The sequence below is a fragment of the Pandoraea cepalis genome (assembly GCF_902459665.1).
Lineage (GTDB): Bacteria > Pseudomonadota > Gammaproteobacteria > Burkholderiales > Burkholderiaceae > Pandoraea > Pandoraea cepalis.
Genome location: NZ_CABPSL010000012.1, coordinates 86,379 through 104,155 on the forward strand (window position 1 = coordinate 86,379; position 17,777 = coordinate 104,155).

General features: G+C 64.5%; 15 protein-coding genes. 6 read left to right on the forward strand and 9 right to left on the reverse strand.

Annotated features, from left to right (window positions below):
* Positions 1 to 56 precede the first annotated feature (56 nt).
* Positions 57 to 3,140: a transglycosylase domain-containing protein gene (locus PCE31106_RS15465; RefSeq protein WP_150563873.1), complete on the forward strand. Its 3,084-nt coding sequence runs from the start codon at positions 57 to 59 to the stop codon at positions 3,138 to 3,140.
* A gap of 15 nt (positions 3,141 to 3,155) precedes the next feature.
* Here PCE31106_RS15465 and PCE31106_RS24550 read toward each other — a convergent pair whose 3' ends face one another.
* On the reverse strand, positions 3,156 to 3,386 hold the full coding sequence (locus tag PCE31106_RS24550) for a DUF2061 domain-containing protein (protein WP_150563874.1): 231 nt from the start codon (positions 3,384 to 3,386) through the stop codon (positions 3,156 to 3,158).
* Between the two features lie 231 nt (positions 3,387 to 3,617).
* Between PCE31106_RS24550 and PCE31106_RS15475 the strand changes: the two genes are divergently transcribed.
* The 5 genes from PCE31106_RS15475 (at position 3,618) to PCE31106_RS15495 (ending at position 7,132) form a co-directional block, all read left to right on the forward strand.
* A complete protein-coding gene (locus tag PCE31106_RS15475; protein ID WP_150563875.1) occupies positions 3,618 to 4,055 on the forward strand; it encodes a BON domain-containing protein in 438 nt (145 codons plus the stop codon).
* A gap of 224 nt (positions 4,056 to 4,279) precedes the next feature.
* Entirely contained in the window at positions 4,280 to 4,642 is a 363-nt protein-coding gene (locus PCE31106_RS15480; protein ID WP_174975216.1) for a BON domain-containing protein, read from the forward strand.
* A 90-nt stretch (positions 4,643 to 4,732) separates the two neighbouring features.
* On the forward strand, positions 4,733 to 5,164 hold the full coding sequence (locus PCE31106_RS15485) for a PRC-barrel domain-containing protein (protein WP_017234352.1): 432 nt from the start codon (positions 4,733 to 4,735) through the stop codon (positions 5,162 to 5,164).
* Between the two features lie 315 nt (positions 5,165 to 5,479).
* On the forward strand, positions 5,480 to 5,722 hold the full coding sequence (locus PCE31106_RS15490) for a ChaB family protein (protein WP_150563877.1): 243 nt from the start codon (positions 5,480 to 5,482) through the stop codon (positions 5,720 to 5,722).
* Positions 5,723 to 5,917: 195 nt separating this feature from the next.
* Positions 5,918 to 7,132, forward strand: a complete 1,215-nt coding sequence (locus tag PCE31106_RS15495; protein WP_150563878.1) for an MFS transporter — start codon at positions 5,918 to 5,920, stop codon at positions 7,130 to 7,132.
* 32 nt (positions 7,133 to 7,164) lie between these two features.
* On the opposite strand, the gene PCE31106_RS15500 is transcribed toward PCE31106_RS15495, so the two are convergent.
* From PCE31106_RS15500 to PCE31106_RS15535, 8 genes are all read right to left on the reverse strand, one after another.
* Positions 7,165 to 8,460, reverse strand: a complete 1,296-nt coding sequence (locus tag PCE31106_RS15500) for a type II toxin-antitoxin system HipA family toxin (RefSeq protein ID WP_437343822.1) — start codon at positions 8,458 to 8,460, stop codon at positions 7,165 to 7,167.
* 26 nt (positions 8,461 to 8,486) lie between these two features.
* Positions 8,487 to 8,801: a helix-turn-helix transcriptional regulator gene (locus tag PCE31106_RS15505; RefSeq protein WP_017234356.1), complete on the reverse strand. Its 315-nt coding sequence runs from the start codon at positions 8,799 to 8,801 to the stop codon at positions 8,487 to 8,489.
* A 95-nt stretch (positions 8,802 to 8,896) separates the two neighbouring features.
* Positions 8,897 to 9,313 carry an alternative ribosome rescue aminoacyl-tRNA hydrolase ArfB gene (gene arfB, locus PCE31106_RS15510; protein ID WP_017234357.1) on the reverse strand — a complete coding sequence of 139 codons (417 nt, stop codon included), beginning with the start codon at positions 9,311 to 9,313 and terminating at the stop codon, positions 8,897 to 8,899.
* A gap of 118 nt (positions 9,314 to 9,431) precedes the next feature.
* Entirely contained in the window at positions 9,432 to 10,886 is a 1,455-nt protein-coding gene (locus PCE31106_RS15515) for a heavy metal sensor histidine kinase (RefSeq protein WP_150563880.1), read from the reverse strand.
* A 32-nt stretch (positions 10,887 to 10,918) separates the two neighbouring features.
* Positions 10,919 to 11,593, reverse strand: a complete 675-nt coding sequence (locus PCE31106_RS15520; RefSeq protein ID WP_150563881.1) for a heavy metal response regulator transcription factor — start codon at positions 11,591 to 11,593, stop codon at positions 10,919 to 10,921.
* Between the two features lie 9 nt (positions 11,594 to 11,602).
* The gene (locus tag PCE31106_RS15525; protein WP_150563918.1) at positions 11,603 to 13,057 is read right to left on the reverse strand and encodes an efflux transporter outer membrane subunit; all 1,455 of its coding nucleotides are present in this window, start codon (positions 13,055 to 13,057) and stop codon (positions 11,603 to 11,605) included.
* A gap of 8 nt (positions 13,058 to 13,065) precedes the next feature.
* Positions 13,066 to 14,319, reverse strand: coding sequence for an efflux RND transporter periplasmic adaptor subunit (locus PCE31106_RS15530; protein WP_150563882.1), 1,254 nt, complete (start codon positions 14,317 to 14,319; stop codon positions 13,066 to 13,068).
* 12 nt (positions 14,320 to 14,331) lie between these two features.
* Entirely contained in the window at positions 14,332 to 17,505 is a 3,174-nt protein-coding gene (locus tag PCE31106_RS15535) for an efflux RND transporter permease subunit (RefSeq protein WP_150563883.1), read from the reverse strand.
* Between the last annotated feature and the right edge of the window lie 272 nt (positions 17,506 to 17,777).

Genomic DNA, 17,777 nt, shown 5'->3' on the forward strand with positions numbered 1-17,777 from the left:
TACGCTGGACGTCCACCGCCACGCATGCTTGCATGCGGGCGTCCTCCGGAACTGACATGAACCGCCCGCCCGCCAATTCGACGTTGCGCGCAGTAGCGACAAAGCCGTTTGGCATACGTCTGAAATGGCTTCTCTTGATTGCGGCCGCGTCACTGTGCGCCATTGGGGTCTATTTCGTGGCACGCGAGCTGCAGACTTCGCGCCTCCAGGCGAAGTACTTTGCGGCACTTGACCGCCAAGTCTCCTTCAGGGTTGCGCAAGGCCCGAGCGACACCATCCGCTTCCCTTCCCACGGCGGTCCCTACGACCTGCGCATGGGCTATGAGCGACTACCCGAGTTTGCCGCTCGCCTCACCGCACGTGGCTTCGTCGTCACGGCACAGGCGCGCGACTCAGCCACGATGGCCCGCATCGCAGACCAGGGACTCTTCGTTCCCTACGAGGAAAAGGCGCAAGCCGGTCTTCAGCTCTTCGACGAGAGCGGCGCGCCGCTTTACAGGGCGCGCTACCCGTTGCGCACCTACGCCAATTTCGACGCTGTACCACCGGTTGTTGCCGATGCGCTGACCTTCATCGAAGACCGATCACTGCTCGATGCCGCTGAACCGTACCTCAATCCCGCGATCAACTGGAAGCGCTTCTCGCTCGCCGTCATTGATCTGGCACTCAAACACGTGCTCCATCACCATGCAATGCCCGGCGGCAGCACGCTCGCAACCCAGATCGAGAAATATCGTCACTCGCCGGGGGGGCGTACCGTCAACCCGTCCGAGAAGCTCCGGCAGATGGTCTCGGCGGCGTTGCGCGCCTATCTCGGCGGTGAACGGACGCTCCCGGCACGCCGCGGGATCATCGTCGCCTACCTGAATACAGAGCCGCTTGGTGCGCAGCCGGGCATCGGCGAGATCGAAGGCATTGGCGATGGGCTCGTGGCCTGGTACGGCCGCGACTTCGACGAGGCGAACCATTTGCTCGCAGCGCTCGACACCGACGCTCGAGGTCAAACCGGGGCGCCTGTCAACGGCGGACTCACCAACGAAGCGCTCGCATTCAAGCAGGTGCTCTCACTCCTGATCGCGCAACGCGCACCGTCGTATTTCCTTACACGGAACAATGCAGCGCTCGAGACGCTGACGAACAGTTACCTGCGGCTGCTTGCCGACAACCACATTATCTCGGCGCGGCTTCGCGACGCCGCGCTCGGTCAGCCCCTGCAGGTACGGCACGGCCTGGCAACCGCGCCGGCAATCCCATTTGCCAAACGTAAGGCGATTTCGGTATTGCGCGCGCATTTGCTCGAGGCACTCGGCCTCAAAAATACCTACGCGCTCGATCACCTCGACCTCACTGCCAGCTCGACACTCGCCGATGCGCTCGAGCAAGCCGTCAGCAAGCAGCTTGCGCGTGCACAAACGGTGGCTGGCGCGCAGCAGGCCGGCCTCTACGGCTTCGAGATGCTTCGCCCCGGCGACGATCCTGCGAAGATCGCCTTCAGCTTCTCGCTCTATGAGCGCCGCCGCGGTGAGAATGTGCTGCGCGTGCAAACCGACACTGTGAACGAGCCGTTCGATATCAACCAGGGGGCGCGCCTCAATCTCGGGTCAACCGCGAAGCTGCGCACCCTTATCCTGTATCTGCAGATCGTCTCCGATCTCCACGCACACTATGCTTCGCTCACACCCCCCGAACTCGCGCGCGTGAAGCCCGATGCGCTCGACGCACTGACATCCTGGGCGGTCAACTATGTTGAGCACACGACTGACCGCTCGCTGCCGGCGATGCTGGCGGCCGCCGTCGAACGCAAGTACTCGGCCAATCCCGGCGAAGTTTTTCACACCGGCAGCGGCGAACAGGCGTTCTCGAACTTCGAGCCCGTCGACAACGGCCGCATCCTGACCGTGCACGAAGCGTTCCAGCGCTCGGTCAACCTCGTATTCGTGAGGCTCATGCGCGACATTGTCCACTACGAGATGGTCAGGCAGGCGGGGTCGTCGGCGCACTGGCTCACGGATCCGGTGCTGCGGCAGCAGTATCTGACACGCTTTGCCGACGAAGAGAGCCTGACCTTTCTCGACCGCTTCAATAAAAGGTATGCGGGGCTTGCGGCTGACCAGGCGGTGGCGAAGCTTGTCGCGGGGATGCCAAAGTCGCCCGTCAGGCTCGCGGCAGCCCTGCGTAGCGTGGCGCCTGACGGCTCGCCGGCCTGGTTCGAGGGCCAGATGCGCGCGGCGCTGAAGGGCACGCCGGCGGCCTCAATGAGCGCCGAAGAGATGGCGGGGCTATATGCAAAGTACGGACCAGACAAGTTCGACCTGAACGACCGCGCTTATCTTGCGCGCGTGCATCCGGTCGAGCTTTGGCTGCTCGCCTACCTTCGTGCCCATCCGCAAGCCACCGAGAGCGACTTGCGCGATGCGAGCCGCGACGCGCGTCTCGAATCGTACTCGTGGCTCTTCAAGACGCGTTTTCACGCCACCCAAGACCGCCGAATCCGGGAAACGATCGAGCTTCAGGCCTACGCCCCCATCGTGCGCGCGTGGCGCTCGCTCGGCTATCCATTCAATCGCATCACGCCGTCCTATGGGTGCGCCATCGGCGCCGCGGGTGACCGGCCAGCCGCGCTTGCGACACTAATGGGCATCATCGCCAATGACGGCCGAAAGGTGCAACAGGAAAGCCTGAGTTCGCTCACGTTCGCGGCCGCCACGCCATATGAGACGCATTTTTCCCACGCATTTGACGTGGGGCAGGTCGTGATTTCACCCGCCATCGTCGACGTCGTCCGGGGTCTGCTGCGTGACGTCGTGACGGGCGGCACGGGCAAGCGCCTCGCGGACGGCCTGCCGCTAGGCTCGGGCCGCACGCTCGAGGTTTACGGCAAGACCGGCACCGGCGACCAGCGTTTCAACGTCTATGCACGCGGCGCCAAGCTCATCGAATCGCGCAAGGTCAACCGCACGGCGACATTCGTGTTCATGATCGGAAACCGCTTCTACGGCGTGTTGAGCGCCTATGTGCACGAGCCCTACGCGACGCACTATACCTACACTAGCGCGATGGCCGTCCAGCTCCTGAAGGCCCTCGGACCGACACTCGCGCCGCTCGTCGGCAAGACAATCGTCGCTCAACCGCTGCCATGACGAACGAACGCATCGCTACGTTTCAACAATGCCCCACTTGATACGCGCCCAAAGACGCTCGTGAGCCAGGTAACCGACGGACGTGTAGATGTTGCTGATGATCATGAAACCGACCGCGGTGTGAATGGTGCCGGTAAGCAGGTAGAGCGTCCCGAAGTCGAGGCACGCCGTCGGTCGACGTAGGGTCCGGTGGAGGACTGCTTCGCAGGAATCGTCCGATGGAGTGAGGGAATTGGGACGCGACATTGTCCGAATGTCGCCACTTTTTTCTCCAAATTACATGAAATGTGAATTTCAAGTAATTGATTTTAATTGAAATTAATTTCAATGCGACCTCGGCGCTGCATCGTTTGACGGTGTCCGCCTACACATCTTTCGGACTCCGCCGATTCGCCAAACGAGACGGGCTCTCTACAATCGGTTTCAACAGGTCGGGTGCCATTCACCAAAGCACGGACGGCCGTATAGGAGGTTGTCATGGCGAAGCGCATTCCCCCATCACCGATTGCGTCCGTACCGCATGGGACATCCCGCCCAAGGACGGCGGACGAGGAGCACGCGTTGACGCACGAGGACGGTGACGCCGAGACAACCGGCGCGTCGGCGCCCGCGGGCGAGCGTCCGACACCCGCGCAACCGCATGAGGCGCAGCAGTCGGGCGATGCGGCTATACGAGACGACATTCATCGGCGGCTAGCCGTCGTGGCCGACCTCGATATTTCGCACATCGATGTCACGGTGACCTCGGGGCTGGCGCTGCTTACCGGCAATGTACCGGAGCGCTGGATGCAGCATGAGGTACAGGCGATCGTCTCGAAAGTGCCCGGCGTGAGCGGCGTCGACAACCGATTGCACGAGCGGCGCACGCAGCCGATGAGCCGTCCCGGAGAAAGTCAGGAGGGTCACAAGATCTGACTCGGGCGACATCGCTTTACAGAACAAGCGGACATTCGGGCAAACCCTTCACGCAAAAGGTTGCCGGGTGCCGAAGGCAGGGAAAGACTCCCCGCATTTCAATGCCAGGGAAGGGATCACCTAAGACTCGGTCGCCGCAGGGGTGCGGCACGTCAAACGTGCCGGAGGTGACGCCCGAGGCAGCGATGCCATGGGTGCGACGACTCAATTTCGGGAGGTTAATCATGAAACAAGCCAATCTACTCAAACTCGTCATGGCCGGTGCACTTGCTACGACTGGTATCGCCGCGCATGCCCTCGACCAGGGCGGCATCATCAAGATTGCCGATCAGTCGGGCGCCAGCGGCGTGATGAGCGATGCCGGCCGCAAGATTGACGATTCGGCACTCACTGCCAAGGTCAAGGCCGAATTGCTCGCCAAGAAGGACGTGCCTTCGACCAAGGTGCATGTCACGACGCGTCATGGCGTGGTGCACCTGACCGGTTCAGTGCCGCAATCCGCTCAGAAGACCCTCGTCGTCGACACGGTCAAGGGCGTTGAAGGCGTCGTCGATGTGAAGGACGACATCAAGGTAATGGGCAAGTAACCGCAACGGAAATCGCAACAGTAACCGCATTCTCTCCCCGTCGGCGGCGCGTGCCGCGCGCCTCGACATTACTGGAAGAAGGAGAAGATCATGACCCTGCAAACCGGTCGGGGCGAAACGCCCCAGTCAGGCGCCCGCATCGTAGGCGATTCGCACAAGTTGCCCGAGGGGCCAGGCCCGTCGGTGATGGCCGCCGACACGCTCGATGCTGAAGACGTTGTGAACCGCGCGGGCGAAAGCCTCGGGAAGGTCAAGCACATCATGCTCGACGTGCAACGCGGCACAGTCGCCTACGCGGTGCTGTCGTTCGGCGGGTTTCTCGGCATGGGCGACAAGCTGTTTGCCATTCCTTGGCATGCCTTGCAGCTCGACGTCGGAAACAAGCGTTTCATTCTGGATATCGACAAGGAAGCGCTCAAGAAGGCGCCAGGCTTCGACAAGGATCATTGGCCAAGCATGGCTGACATGCAATGGGCCGAACAGGTGCATACGTATTACACCGTCGACCCCTATTGGCATTAAGCTCGGTGAGGTCTTGCTCATGTCGAGTCAATCCGAGATTTGCTGGATGACGAAAGCGCCACGACGGTACGCACATCTGCCTGAGCCGTACGACCCAGGCAAGCCGCCCGGGACACCGCCGCCGAAAACGCCGCCCGACGAGGACGAGCCGTCGCCGACGCCTCCACCCGACAGACCGCTGGATCCCCCGGTTGAGGAGCCGCCGCTGCGGCCGCCGGGCAAATATGTCCGCTTTGGGCGATCCACTTGACGGGCAGCGGCGGCACACGGAGCGACTCCTGTCCGTCAGGGCCGGATCGCCAACGGAGGAAAGTCATGCCTTATCGTCAGACCGCGGAGCTGCCGGCAAGCGTCAAGGATCACTTGCCCGCGCACGCGAAGGAGATTTACCTCAAGGCGTTCAATGCCGCCTGGGAAGAATACCGGGATCCCGGCGAGCGGCGCGGTCATGAATCGCGTGAAGCAACGGCACACAAAGTGGCTTGGGCCGCAGTGAAGAAGACCTACGAAAAGGACGAAGTATCCGGTCAGTGGCGCGCGAAAACACGTCACCAGTGATCGCCTGCTCCGGGCAGCGGCGTCGCGGCGTGCTGTCTGCAGAATTTGTCGCGTTGGCGTAGAATCGGCCTCCTTTATGGGTCGGCGGCGACGCGCGCCAGGTTGGACATCCACCGCCTGCCGCGCCCGATATCGTTCGCTTGTCGTTGCCGACAACCTCGCCAGTCCCGGACTGGCTGTCATGACCCAATCCCAATGAGTGCCTCCCAAATCCTGCCCGCCCAGGCGGCCGAAGCGTTGCCTCCGTCGTCCATTCCCGTCTGGCTCTCGTTCGTGGCGCTTGCCATGGGCGGCTTCGGCATCGGTACCGGCGAATTCGTCATCATGGGGCTGTTGCCCGACGTCGCCCAAGGCCTGAACATCACCATTCCACAAGCCGGCCATGCGATCAGCACGTATGCACTGGGCGTCGTGATCGGCGCACCGCTGCTCGCCGTGCTGGGAGTGCGCCTGCCGCGCCGTGCGTTCCTCATCGCGCTCATGGCGATGTTCGCCATCGGCAATCTGGCCAGCGCTCTCGCGCCGAGTTACCTCGCGCTGATCGTGTTGCGTTTTCTCAGCGGCCTGCCGCACGGCACTTACTTCGGTGTCGCCGCGTTGGTGGGGGCATCGCTCGTTCCGCCACATCGTCGTGTGCACGCGGTGGGGCAGATCATGCTGGGGCTGACGCTCGCCACGCTCTTTGGTGTGCCCCTGGCCGCCGGTCTCGGGCAGTGGCTCGGCTGGCGTGCTGCGTTCGTCCTTGTCGGCCTCATCGGCGCGTTGACAGCGGTGATGGTCTGGCGCTGGGTACCGAATGTGCCGGCCCCTCACGGCGCGAGTCCGATGCGCGAGCTGAGCGCGTTGCGTAACGCCCAGGTGTGGCTCACGTTGGGCATCGGCGCGATCGGCTTCGGGGGCATGTTCGCGGTGTTCAGCTACATCAAGCCGACGCTCATGCAAGTCGCCGGCGTTCCGGAAGCGTGGGTGCCGTTCTACCTGGCATTGTTCGGTGTCGGCATGGTCGCGGGTACAGTCGTCGGGCCGCGCCTGGTCGCGGCCGCGTCGCTCATGCGCGCCATCGGCGGCACGCTGATCTGGTCGGCGCTTCTCCTGGGTGCCTTCACCTTCACGGCATCGAGTCCCTGGCTGGCCGGTGTCAACGTGCTCGCCATCGGCACGATCATCATCATCGGCCCGGCGTTGCAGATTCCCCTGATGGATGTGGCTGGTGAGGCGCAGACACTTGCGGCGGCGCTCAACCATTCGGCGTTCAACATGGCCAACGCCGCCGGTGCATGGCTCGGTGGTGTGGCAATTTCCGCAGGTTACGGCTGGACGTCGACCGGGTGGGTCGGTGTCCTGCTGTCGTGCGCCGGCATGTTGATGTTCCTCTGGGCGCGCCACGACGCCCGTCGAAAGGCGCGGTAAGCCGACGGGTGCCCGCTAAGGTCGCTGCGGTCTCAGGTCGTGAGCGCCACGCCGCCGTTCAGGCGTTCGAGCACGGTGGCGCGCACGGCGGCCGGGGCGTCCGCGAGCAGTGCCGGCCATTGGGCCTGAGCGTCTCGGACGGTCTCCCGCGCGATGGCGCTCAGGCGGCTCACGCGAAGCAGCCCAGCGCCCTTGAGCAGCGCGTCGAGGGCAGCCCAGTCGAATGCCCGCAACGTCTTGTCGATCGCCCGGTTCACGCCGTAATGCGATGCCGGCACGTCGTGAAAAAAGGCGGCGACGCACACCGGGTCATACACCGGCGCCAACTGCGGCGTATGGGCGTCGGGGTAGATCAATGCCCAGTTCTTGAGGTGGGCGTCGGTATTGCCTAGCAGGATAAAGGCGATCAGACGACGCAAGAACTCGCGTACGTCGCGCACCGGTTGCGCGGATAGCTGATCCAGCACCCGCAGCATCATCGTGTAGTCGATATCGAGCCCGCGCCCGTACTTGCTGCGCGGTGGATATTGCAGCACCTGCGCGAATTCCTCCATATGCACGCGCCGTCCGTCGGGCAGCCGGTCGAAGCGCGGCACGGCGAGGATATGTTCGAACGGTACCTGCTCGGGCAAGTCGGCATCGCGTCGCGAGATGATTTCGGCTTTCGCGCAATCGAGGCCGAGGGCCTCGCACAGTCGGTAGCCGGTGAATTCGTTCTCCACGAGATCCGGGTGGCGCGTCGTCGGCAACTTCAGAATGACCGAGCCCGCACGCCCCTGGCGCTTGACGACGTAGCGCCGTCCATCGCGAACGGCCGAGAACTTGGTCACCACGCCGGGTAGCGATGCGGCGTCTTCCACCGGCGTATCGACGAAACCGGGTTCCACCATCTCGAGACCCAGCGCCGTGTGCCAGCGATGCACGATGTCGGGCACGCCCTCGCGCAAGGGCACGGGCTCGACCTCGAGTGCCCCCATCAGGTCGTGTCCGGCGGCGGCGAGCAGTTCGAACTCGTCGTCGGGGCTGCAGCGGCGCTCGGCGGCGAGCCGTTCGCGGTTATGGCCCTCGGGCAGCAGGTTCTCGAAATACATCGGCCAACGGCCGTCGGTGCGCACGAGACGCGCATCGTGGGGCGACGCGAGAATGGCTCGCGTCGCCGTCTCGTTGGCGCCGCGGTAGGCCAGGGAGAGCGCCGGCCGCTGGGCGTCGGCGATGTAGTCTTCATCGAACGACATGCGCAGGATGTCACCGTACTGCGACAGATAGCCGATGGGGCGGCGTGTTCCATCGGGCATGTGCAGGTACGCGCGCAGGTATTTGATGTTCATGAGCAGTGGCGTGATCCCATGGCTGGTTAGCCGGCAAGCGTCTCGACGATGGAGGGCGGGGCGGCGATGCCGCTGGGTTGCGCGAGGTATTTGCCGCCGGAGCGAAGAAAGGCCTCGACCTCCTGTCGCAGACCCGCCGGTACCAGCATCGGTTCGAGGCCGAGGGCGCGCGCGGCCTCGAGCACGGTCGACAGGCGCGGATCGAACGCGCCAGACTCCACTTTTTGTACGGTCATGCGTGACAACCCCGCCTGATCGGCGAGTTCCGCCTGCGTCAGGCCGGCTGCCTTGCGTGCCGCGATCAGCGGTGCAATGAAGCTCATCATGATGTGCTTTTGCATGGAAAAGATGCTTTATCTTAGCATTTTCTCAAGAGAATTTCCATGAAAGCTAATAATGATGATCTTTTATTGTTAAAAGATCGTTATTGTTATCATCAATCCTCGCGACCCGCATGCACCTTGCCACGCGTTGCCTTGACGCGGGCGCGACCTTGTTTGGCGTCTCGTCGGCGGACTTGACTGCCGAGCGTGGGCCGGGTCGGAACCCGCCGACGCGGCGCCACGGCGGCCGCATCGACCAGCGCCTGCAGACGCGCAAGGGCATCGGCCCGGTTGAGTTCCTGCGAGCGATGCTGCTGTGCCTTGATGACGATCACGCCGTCCTGAGTGATGCGCTGGTCGAGCCGGGAGAGCAAACGCGATTTGACATCGTCGGGCAACGACGAACGCATCACGTCGAAGCGCAGATGGATGGCGCTGGAGACTTTATTGACGTTTTGGCCGCCGGCGCCCTGGGCGCGCATGGCAGTGAGTTCGACGTCTTCGGGAGCAATGAGAATGCGACGGTTCATGGGGCAAGGATACCGTTCTCACCGTCTCGCTCACAAGCGCGCCGAACGACGGCGCCGTGCCAAGGTGAGCGTGGGGTGAGCGTGGGGCGAGACTAGGGCAGCGCGCCGGAGGCGCCGATCAAACGGTGCCTTGACCGGCAGGCTGGAGGTTTCGGCCGTGACCGCGCTTCGATGCCTCCGCGTCTGTATCCCCGCCGGTCGCCGCGTCGGCGCGCACCGAGAACCCGAACGTATTGAGACCGTTGGCGCTATGGGCCCAGACCGTGCCGCCATGCATGTCGGCAATCGCCTTGACGATGGCCAGCCCCAGGCCATGATTCTCGCGGCTGTTGGTGCGCGACGCCTCCGCCCGGTAGAAGCGGTCGAACAGGTGCCGCAGCACATCGGGCGAAATCGACGGGCCGGGATTCACGACATCGATGCACACGGTGCGGGCGTCATCGGCCTGGATACGCAGGTGAACATCGATGTTCGCGCCCGGGGCGCAATGCTCGATGGCGTTCATCACCAAGTTGGCCAACGCCCGACCGAACAGCGCCTTGTTCACTTGAGCGACGGCGCTCCCTTGCAAGCGGGCCGTGACCTGCGCCTCTTCCAGCAAAATCTCCAGAAACTCCAGGGTGTGCGCCGCCTCGCTCGCGAGCGACGCCGCGCTCAGCCCCGTGGCCCGTTCGCCCTGATCGGCACGCGAGAGGAACAGCATGTCGTTGATGATCGTGCGCATGCGCCCCAGCTCTTCCAGATTCGATTGCAGCAACGCTCGCAAATCCTCGACCGGTCGCTCTCGCGTGAGCGCCACTTCCGTCTGCCCGATCAGAATCGTCACTGGCGTACGCAGTTCATGCGCAACGTCGGCATTGAACGATTCCAGGCGTTCGTACGCGCTATCGAGTCGCGCCAGGGCGCCGTTGAAAGAATGTGCCAGATCGTCGAGTTCGACGGGCAATGAACGCGTGTCGAGCCGTTGCGAACGGTTGTCAGGGCGGATCTCGGACGCTTCGCGCGTCAGGCGTGTGAGCGGCGCCAGGCCCAGTCGTGTCGCGCAATAGCTGAGCAGCAGCACGCTCAGGCAGCCTAGCGCGGAGAGCACCGCGAGTCCCAGGCCGAAGGCGCGCAACGTGCGCTCGTTGCGCGAGTAGCTGGCGGCCACCTGCAGGGTGACGGCCGGACGCGTGCCATAGGGCGGCAGGATCTCGCGCGTGCTCAGCATGTCGTCGCCCCCGCCATCGGGGCGTAACCGAACGTAGCCGTTGGCCAGGCGTTTGACGAACATGCCGGTCAAGGGCTTGCCGAACGTGTAATTCGGGTCGTCGCTCGTCACCGCATAGGTCGTGGCACCGTCGCGCGGCGTCATGTCGCTGAGCTTTTCGCGCACGATCTGCCACTTCTGCGGCGTGGCGCCGTGATAGACGATGATGTGGGCGATCTGGGCCCGATCGTCGAGCGATTCGCGCAGATGCCGCTCCAACTGGATGCGCAGCATCAGGAAGAGGCCGGCCCCGACCATGGCGAACACCGACAGTGCCACGATCGCGAACATGGCGGCGAGGCGGCGGGAGATCGAATGGCTCACGATGACAATGACATGGCAACGACGCGCGGCACTCAGGCCTCGCGGACCTCCAGCACGTAGCCCATGCCACGCACGGTGTGCAGCAACTTGGACTGGAACGGCCCGTCGAGCTTGGCACGCAATCGCTTGATCGCGGTCTCGACCACGTTCGTGTGGCTGTCGAAATTGACGTCCCAGACGAGTTCGGTGATGGCCGTCTTCGACAGGATGTCGCCTTGCCGGCGCGCGAGCACCGACAGCAACTGGAATTCCTTGGCCGTCAGATCGAGCCGCTGGCCATCGCGCGTGGCGCGGCGACCGATCAGGTCGACGTAGAGGTCGCCGACCGAGACCAGCGTTGATTCCTGCACTCGCGTGCGACGGGCGAGGGCGTGCAGGCGCTCCACCAGCTCGATGAACGAGAAGGGCTTGGTCAGATAGTCGTCCGCACCTTCGCGAAGGCCGCGCACGCGGTCGTTTACGTGATCGCGGGCCGTGAGCATGATGACGGGCGTGGACTTGCGCTCGCGCAGCGCGCCGAGCACGGCAAAGCCGTCGCGCTTGGGCAGCATGACGTCGAGCACGATCACGTCGTAGTCGAATTCCAGCGCAAGATGCATGCCTTCCTCGCCATCGAGCGCAATATCGACTACCCAGCCTTGCTCGGTCAGCCCGGCGCGCAGATAGTCCACGACCTTGTGTTCGTCTTCAACGATCAATACTTTCATCTCGCCACCTCATCTTTGCGCATTATACGAGTCGGCGCCGGGCTCCGACGGTTGCCAGCCGCCGCCCAGCGCCTTGACCAGCGCCACCGACAGGACCCATTGCTGAGCGCGGATCTGAACATCCTGGCGCTCGCTCGCCAGGCGCCCCTGCTGCGCCGTGATCACACTCAGATAGGCCGTGAGCCCGCCCGAGTAGCGGTCGTTGGCCAGACTCAGGAGTCGTTGCGCGTCGACGACGGCCGCGTGCGATTCGCGCGCGGCGGCGTCGAGCACCGACAGGCCGGTCACGCCGTCCTGCACCTGCTGGAACGCGGAGAGCACGGTCTGTCGGTAATTCGCCTCGACGGCGCGGTATCCCGCGCTCGCAAAGTCCACATTCGCCTGACGCCGACCGCCGTCGAAGACCGCTTGCGTGGCGAGCGTGCCCAGCGTCCAGAGCAGACTCGGCGCCGAGAGCAGATTGGCGAATTCCGTGCTCTGCCAACCGATGCCTGGGTTGAGCGTGAGGCTGGGGAAGAACGCCGCCTTCGCCACGCCGATCTGGGCGTTTGCCGCCGCCATGGCGCGCTCGGCCGATGCCACATCCGGGCGACGCTGCAGAATGTCGCTTGGCACCCCGACCGGAATCACCGGCAGCGTGGCGGGCAGCGTCCCCGCCGGCACCGAAAACGCCGGGGCGGGCACGCCGACGAGCGCGGCGATCGCATGCTCGTATTGGTCGCGTTGCTGGTGCAGCAGACGCGCTTGTACCCGCGTGGTGTCGAGTTCCGATTGTTGTTGAAGGACATCCAGACCCGACACGGCGCCAAGATCGTGCTGCGCGCTCACGTAGTCGAGCGCCTTGCGTTGCAGCGCGACGGATTCGTCGAGCACCTTGATTTCGTCGTCGGCGGCCCGTAGCTGGACGTAGGCGGTGGCCAGCTGTGTCGTGAGCACCAGACGCGCGTTGGCCAGATCGTCCCCCGCCTGTTCGGCGGAGGCGCGCGCCCCTTCGACCTGACGACGGAGGCGGCCGAACAGATCGGTGTCGTAGCTCACACCCAGACCCGCCTGCGCATTGTTCTGAACAGTCGACATGCTGGTCGACGTATAGCTCGTGACCGGCCGGTTTGCCGAGACGCGCTGGCGGGCCAGACCGACCGACGCGTCGACTTCCGGCAGCCGTTGTGCCGAGGTGCCGGAGAGCGTCGCCTGGGCCTGGTCGTAATGCGCCACGGCGGCGGCGAGCGTCTGGTTCTGCGCGAGCGCCTGCATTTCGAGCGCTTCCAGCACCGGGTCGCGGAAGGCCTTCCACCAATCCGGCTGCAGCGCCGCGTGCGACGGCTGGGCGAGCTGCCACCCGGTGTCCGTCTTCCAGTCGGGCGGCACCGCGACGTCAGGCCGACGATAATCGGGGCCGACCGCACACCCACCGAGCCATGTGGCGACGGCGAGCAGCGCCATGCCAGAGCGCGCGCCGCGCATTGGGGCGTTCACGACTGGCCCCCTGGCGCCTTGCCGTCGGGTTTGGCCGCCGGGGCGGACTTGACCGCCAGCGCTTTGGCTTGCACCTGATCGCCGTCGTCGATCGAATCGCTCGGATTGACGATGACACGGTCGGTCGGGGACACCCCGGCAGACAATTCCAGCGACTGTCCCAGATCGCGCGCGATTGCAATCTTGTGGAGATGCACGACACCCTGGTCGTCCGCGACCGCCACGCGCGGCCCCTCGGCGCGGAACAGCAGGGCGTTGGCCGGCACGCTCAGATGGGCTTGCACGGCGCTTGGCAGCGCAAGCTGCACATAAGCGCCTGGGCGCAGCCTTCCGTCGGGATTGGGGAGGGCGGCGTCGATTTGCAGCGAGCGAGTCGCCACGTCGATGGCGCCGGACACATGCGTGATCTTGCCTAGAAAGTGCATGCCGGGCAGTTCGGCTTGCGTCACGACCACGGGCTGACCGACGCTCACGCTCTGCGCATAGGCCTGCGGCACCTGCACGGTGACGCGCAGCGGATCCGTCTGCGCCAGCGAAAACAGTGCGCGGCTGTTGCCGCTGCCCGCATCGATGAGATCGCCGATGTCGACGTTGCGCTGGGTGATCACGCCGTCGAACGGCGCGACGATGCGCTTGAAAGACTCGAGTTGCTGAAGCCGTTTGACATTGGCGTCGGCCGCCGCCAGGTTGGCGATACCCTGCGTGTACGTGCTCTGGCGCTCGTCGAGTTCCTGCTGCGAGACGGCGTCGCGCTGGCGTAGTTGCTGCCAGCGCGCGAGCGACGATTTCGCAAGTCCAAGGCTGGCATCGATCTGGTTGCGCTGGGCGATGGCCTGGGCAAGTTCCTGATCGATTTCAGGGGTGTCGAGTTCGGCCAGCAACTGACCCTGCTTGACGCGGGCACCGATGTCCACGTATCGCCGCCGCAAATAACCGGTCGCTCGGGCATAGATGGGCGACTCGACCGCGCCGCGCAACGTGGCGGGCAACAGCGTTTCGCTTGCCGGCGTCGGTTGTGGCGTGACGACGCTGACATATTGCAATGCGTTCTCGGCTGTGGCCTTGGCGACGTCGCGACGTTGCAGCGCATTGGAGATTGTCGTGCGTGCCGCGCCGGCCGCGAGCAACACGGCCACGACGATCAACACGCGCCTGGCGCGCCGGAATTCGCCCTGTCGCGGGGGCAACTGCCGGCCGTCGGCGGGATTGTGTTCGGGAATGGCCAGTTCGGCGTGATGTTTTTCGGTCATGGGGGGCCCCCGTCAGGATGGGGTATTGGGTTCGGCACGGCGTGCTTTGCGTCGCGCGAGTCGCGTATGCACGCCGGCGAAGACCAGCGGCACGAAGAAGAGCGTCGAGACCGTGGCAAACAGCAGGCCGCCGATCACCGCGCGGCCCAACGGCGCGTTCTGCTCGGCACCTTCGCCGAGACCGAGGGCCATCGGCACCATGCCGATCATCATGGCGAGCGCCGTCATCAACACCGGACGGATTCGGCTCGCCCCGGCTTCGAGCGCCGCTTTGAGTGGCGCCATGCCCGCTTCCATGCGCTGGCGTGCGAAGGCGACCACGAGAATGCTGTTGGCCGTGGCCACGCCCATCGTCATGATGGCCCCCGTGAGCGCAGGCACCGAGAGCCGTGTGCCGGTCAGGAACAGCATCCAGACGATGCCCGCGAGGGCGGCGGGCAGGGCACTCACGATGATGAGCGGATCGACCCATGACTGGAAATTCACCACGATCAGCAAATAGACGAGCACGATGGCCATCGCCACGCCCAGGCCCAGCCCAAGGTATGAGCTTTGCATCGTGCTGACCTGGCCGCGCACTGTGATCTGGCTGCCGCGCGGCAAGTCCGTGCGCGCCTGGGCCACGAGCCGGTCGATATCGCGCGCGACGCTTCCCAGGTCCCGGCCTTCCACGCTCACGAAGATGTCGATCACCGGCCGGATGTTGTAGTGGCTGACCACCGCGAAGCGCTGCGTCGGCTCGACCGTCACGAAGTTGGCGAGCAGTTGCGGCTGGCCGTTGTTGGTCGTGCCCGCCACCGGCAGACGCAGCAAGTCGTCGAGGGAGCTGATACGGTACTGCGGCGATTGCACCGACAGGCTGTACTCCACGCCGTTCTGCGGATTGAACCAGAAGCCCGGCGACGTCTGCGAGCTGCCGGAGAGCGAGATCAGCACGTTCTGGGCGACGGCGTTGGCGTTCAGGTTCAGCTGCTGCAAGCGAGTGCGGTCCATGTTCAGGTGGATCGTCGGCGCGTTGATCCGTTGCTGGATATGCGTGTCGACGGTGCCGGGCACCTGTCGCACCTGCTTGAGGAGCTTCGTCGCGGCGTCGAAATTCGCCAGTTGTCGAGCGCCGCTGATCTGAATGTCGATGGCCGCGGGCAGCCCGAAGTTGAGAATCTGCGTGACGATGTCGGCCGGTTGAAAAAAGAACTCGACGCCGGGGAAGCGCTGCGGCAGCACCGCACGAAGCTTGTCGATATAGCCTGTGCTCGGGTGATGGTCGGGGGTGAGCGCGATCTGAATTTCGCCGTCGAGCGTGCCAATGGTGCCCGCGTTGCTGTACGAGAGATTGATACCGCTGTAGGGCAGGCCCAGGTTGTCGAGAATCGTTTCGAGTTCGTTGGCGGGCACGATCTCGCGCACGACCTTTTCGACTTCATCGGCCAGACGCGCCGTCTCCTCGATGCGCGTGCCGGTGGGCGCGCGCATGTGCAACCGGATGTTGCCCGCGTCCACGCTCGGGAAGAAATCCGCCCCCAACGCGAACACCAGCCCCATCGACAGCACGCAGAACGCCAGGAAACCCGTGGCGAATACGCGCCGGCGTACCAGCAGCATCGAGAGCACGGCGATGTAGGCGGCGCGCATGCGCTCGAAGGCGGCGTCGAAGCGCAGATAGACGCGCCGGAACGCCCCGGGCGCCGCGTTCGGATCGGCCGCGCGGGCGTGTCCCATGAGCAGCATCGCGAGCGTGGGCACCAGCGTGCGCGACAATAGGTATGAGGCCAGCATCGCAAACACGACCGCCTCGGCGAGCGGCACGAACAGGTAGCGCGCCACCCCCGTCAGGAAGAACATCGGCACGAACACGATACAGATGCATAGCGTCGAGACCAGGGCAGGCACGGCAATTTCGCCCGCACCGTCGAGAATCGCCTGGTGCAGCGGCGTGCCCATATGCAGATGGCGCTCGATGTTCTCGATGGTCACCGTCGCGTCGTCGACCAGGATCCCCACGGCCAGCGCCAATCCGCCCAGCGTCATGATGTTGATCGTTTGACCGAGCGCATGCAGCGCGAGCAGCGACGACAGAATCGAGAGCGGGATCGAGATGGCAATGATGCAGGTGCTGCGCCAGTTGCCGAGGAACAGCAGGATCATGGCGGCCGTGAGCGCGGCGGCGATCAGCGCTTCGCGAATCACCCCTTGCACCGCTGCCTTCACGAACACCGACTGATCGAACAGCGCGGAGATGTGCAGATCCGGCGGCAGCGCGGCGCGGGCTTCGGGCAGCAGGGCCTTGAGCGAGTCGACCACCGACAGCGTGGAGGCATCGCCCGTCTTCATGACCGACATCAGCACGCCGCGCTGGCCGTTCTGGCGCACGATGTTCGTCTGCGGCGAGAAGCCGGTGCGCACGTGCGCGACTTCGCGCAGATAGGTCGTGGCGCCGTTTACCGTACGCACCGGGATGTTGTTCAGGCCCTCGACCGTGGCCGGCGACCCGTTCATGTCGACGCTGTACTCACGCGGGCCGATCTTCGTTGTGCCGGTCGGCAGGATCAGGTTCTGGGCGTTGACGGCAGCCACCACGTCCTGCGCCGTCAATCCCTTGGCGAGCAAGGCGCGCGTGTCGATGTCCACGGAGATCAGCCGCGTCTTGCCCCCGTACGGATAGGGCACGGCGGCCCCCGGGATCGTCACCAACTGCGGCCGCAGGAAATTGAGCGCCGTGTCGTTGAGCGCGGGTTCCGACAGGCTAGGGCTCGACAAGCCGAGCTGCATTACCGGAATCGACGAGGCCGAGTAGCTGATGATGAGCGGCGGCGTGGCGCCCGGCGGCATCTGCTTGACCTGCGCCTGCTCGATCGCCACGACCTGGGCGATGGCCGTCTGGAGGTTCGCCGTCGGCTGGAGGAAGATCTTGATGATACCGATGCCGGGCAGCGATTGCGACTCGATGTGCTCGATGTTGTTGACGGTGGTCGTCAGTCCGCGTTCGTTGCCGGAGATGATCCGGTTGGCGACATCCTGTGCTGCCAGGCCGTTATAGGTCCAGATGACGCTGATGACGGGAATGTTGATCTCCGGCAGCACGTCGACCGGTGTGCGCATGAGCGCGAGCGGCGTAGCGAGCAGGATCAGGATGGCCATCACGATGAACGTGTAGGGCCGCTTGAGCGCAACGTTGACAATCCACATGGTTCAGACGCGCTCGGGCGCAGTCGCAGACTTACGGGGCAAGGGCCGTCCGGCGCGCGTGCGCCATGGCGCGGCACCGGTCCCGGAAGGAATGTCGCCATGGTAGGGGCGCACCCCCAACGCCAAAATGGCGCGAAAGTGGCGAAATTGACAGAAATCTCGGCGCCGGCCGCACAGCCTTGTCCAACAAGGCGCTGTGCGCGGTCACGACGAGGGGCGTGGCATATTACGGTGTGTTGCGCGTTGAACGAGACGCGCAAAAAAAATGGCTG

What these genes read in the sequence shown, in the direction of transcription:
- PCE31106_RS24550 (WP_150563874.1), bottom strand. Translation starts at nt 3,386, where the DNA reads ATGTCGCGTCCCAATTCCCTCACTCCATCGGACGATTCCTGCGAAGCA.
- PCE31106_RS15500 (WP_437343822.1), bottom strand. Translation starts at nt 8,460, where the DNA reads ATGAACATCAAATACCTGCGCGCGTACCTGCACATGCCCGATGGAACA.
- PCE31106_RS15485 (WP_017234352.1), top strand. Translation starts at nt 4,733, where the DNA reads ATGACCCTGCAAACCGGTCGGGGCGAAACGCCCCAGTCAGGCGCCCGC.
- PCE31106_RS15475 (WP_150563875.1), top strand. Translation starts at nt 3,618, where the DNA reads ATGGCGAAGCGCATTCCCCCATCACCGATTGCGTCCGTACCGCATGGG.
- PCE31106_RS15530 (WP_150563882.1), bottom strand. Translation starts at nt 14,319, where the DNA reads ATGACCGAAAAACATCACGCCGAACTGGCCATTCCCGAACACAATCCC.
- PCE31106_RS15495 (WP_150563878.1), top strand. Translation starts at nt 5,918, where the DNA reads ATGAGTGCCTCCCAAATCCTGCCCGCCCAGGCGGCCGAAGCGTTGCCT.
- PCE31106_RS15520 (WP_150563881.1), bottom strand. Translation starts at nt 11,593, where the DNA reads ATGAAAGTATTGATCGTTGAAGACGAACACAAGGTCGTGGACTATCTG.
- PCE31106_RS15525 (WP_150563918.1), bottom strand. Translation starts at nt 13,057, where the DNA reads ATGCGCGGCGCGCGCTCTGGCATGGCGCTGCTCGCCGTCGCCACATGG.
- PCE31106_RS15490 (WP_150563877.1), top strand. Translation starts at nt 5,480, where the DNA reads ATGCCTTATCGTCAGACCGCGGAGCTGCCGGCAAGCGTCAAGGATCAC.
- PCE31106_RS15505 (WP_017234356.1), bottom strand. Translation starts at nt 8,801, where the DNA reads ATGCAAAAGCACATCATGATGAGCTTCATTGCACCGCTGATCGCGGCA.
- PCE31106_RS15480 (WP_174975216.1), top strand. Translation starts at nt 4,280, where the DNA reads ATGAAACAAGCCAATCTACTCAAACTCGTCATGGCCGGTGCACTTGCT.
- PCE31106_RS15465 (WP_150563873.1), top strand. Translation starts at nt 57, where the DNA reads ATGAACCGCCCGCCCGCCAATTCGACGTTGCGCGCAGTAGCGACAAAG.
- arfB (WP_017234357.1), bottom strand. Translation starts at nt 9,313, where the DNA reads ATGAACCGTCGCATTCTCATTGCTCCCGAAGACGTCGAACTCACTGCC.
- PCE31106_RS15535 (WP_150563883.1), bottom strand. Translation starts at nt 17,505, where the DNA reads ATGTGGATTGTCAACGTTGCGCTCAAGCGGCCCTACACGTTCATCGTG.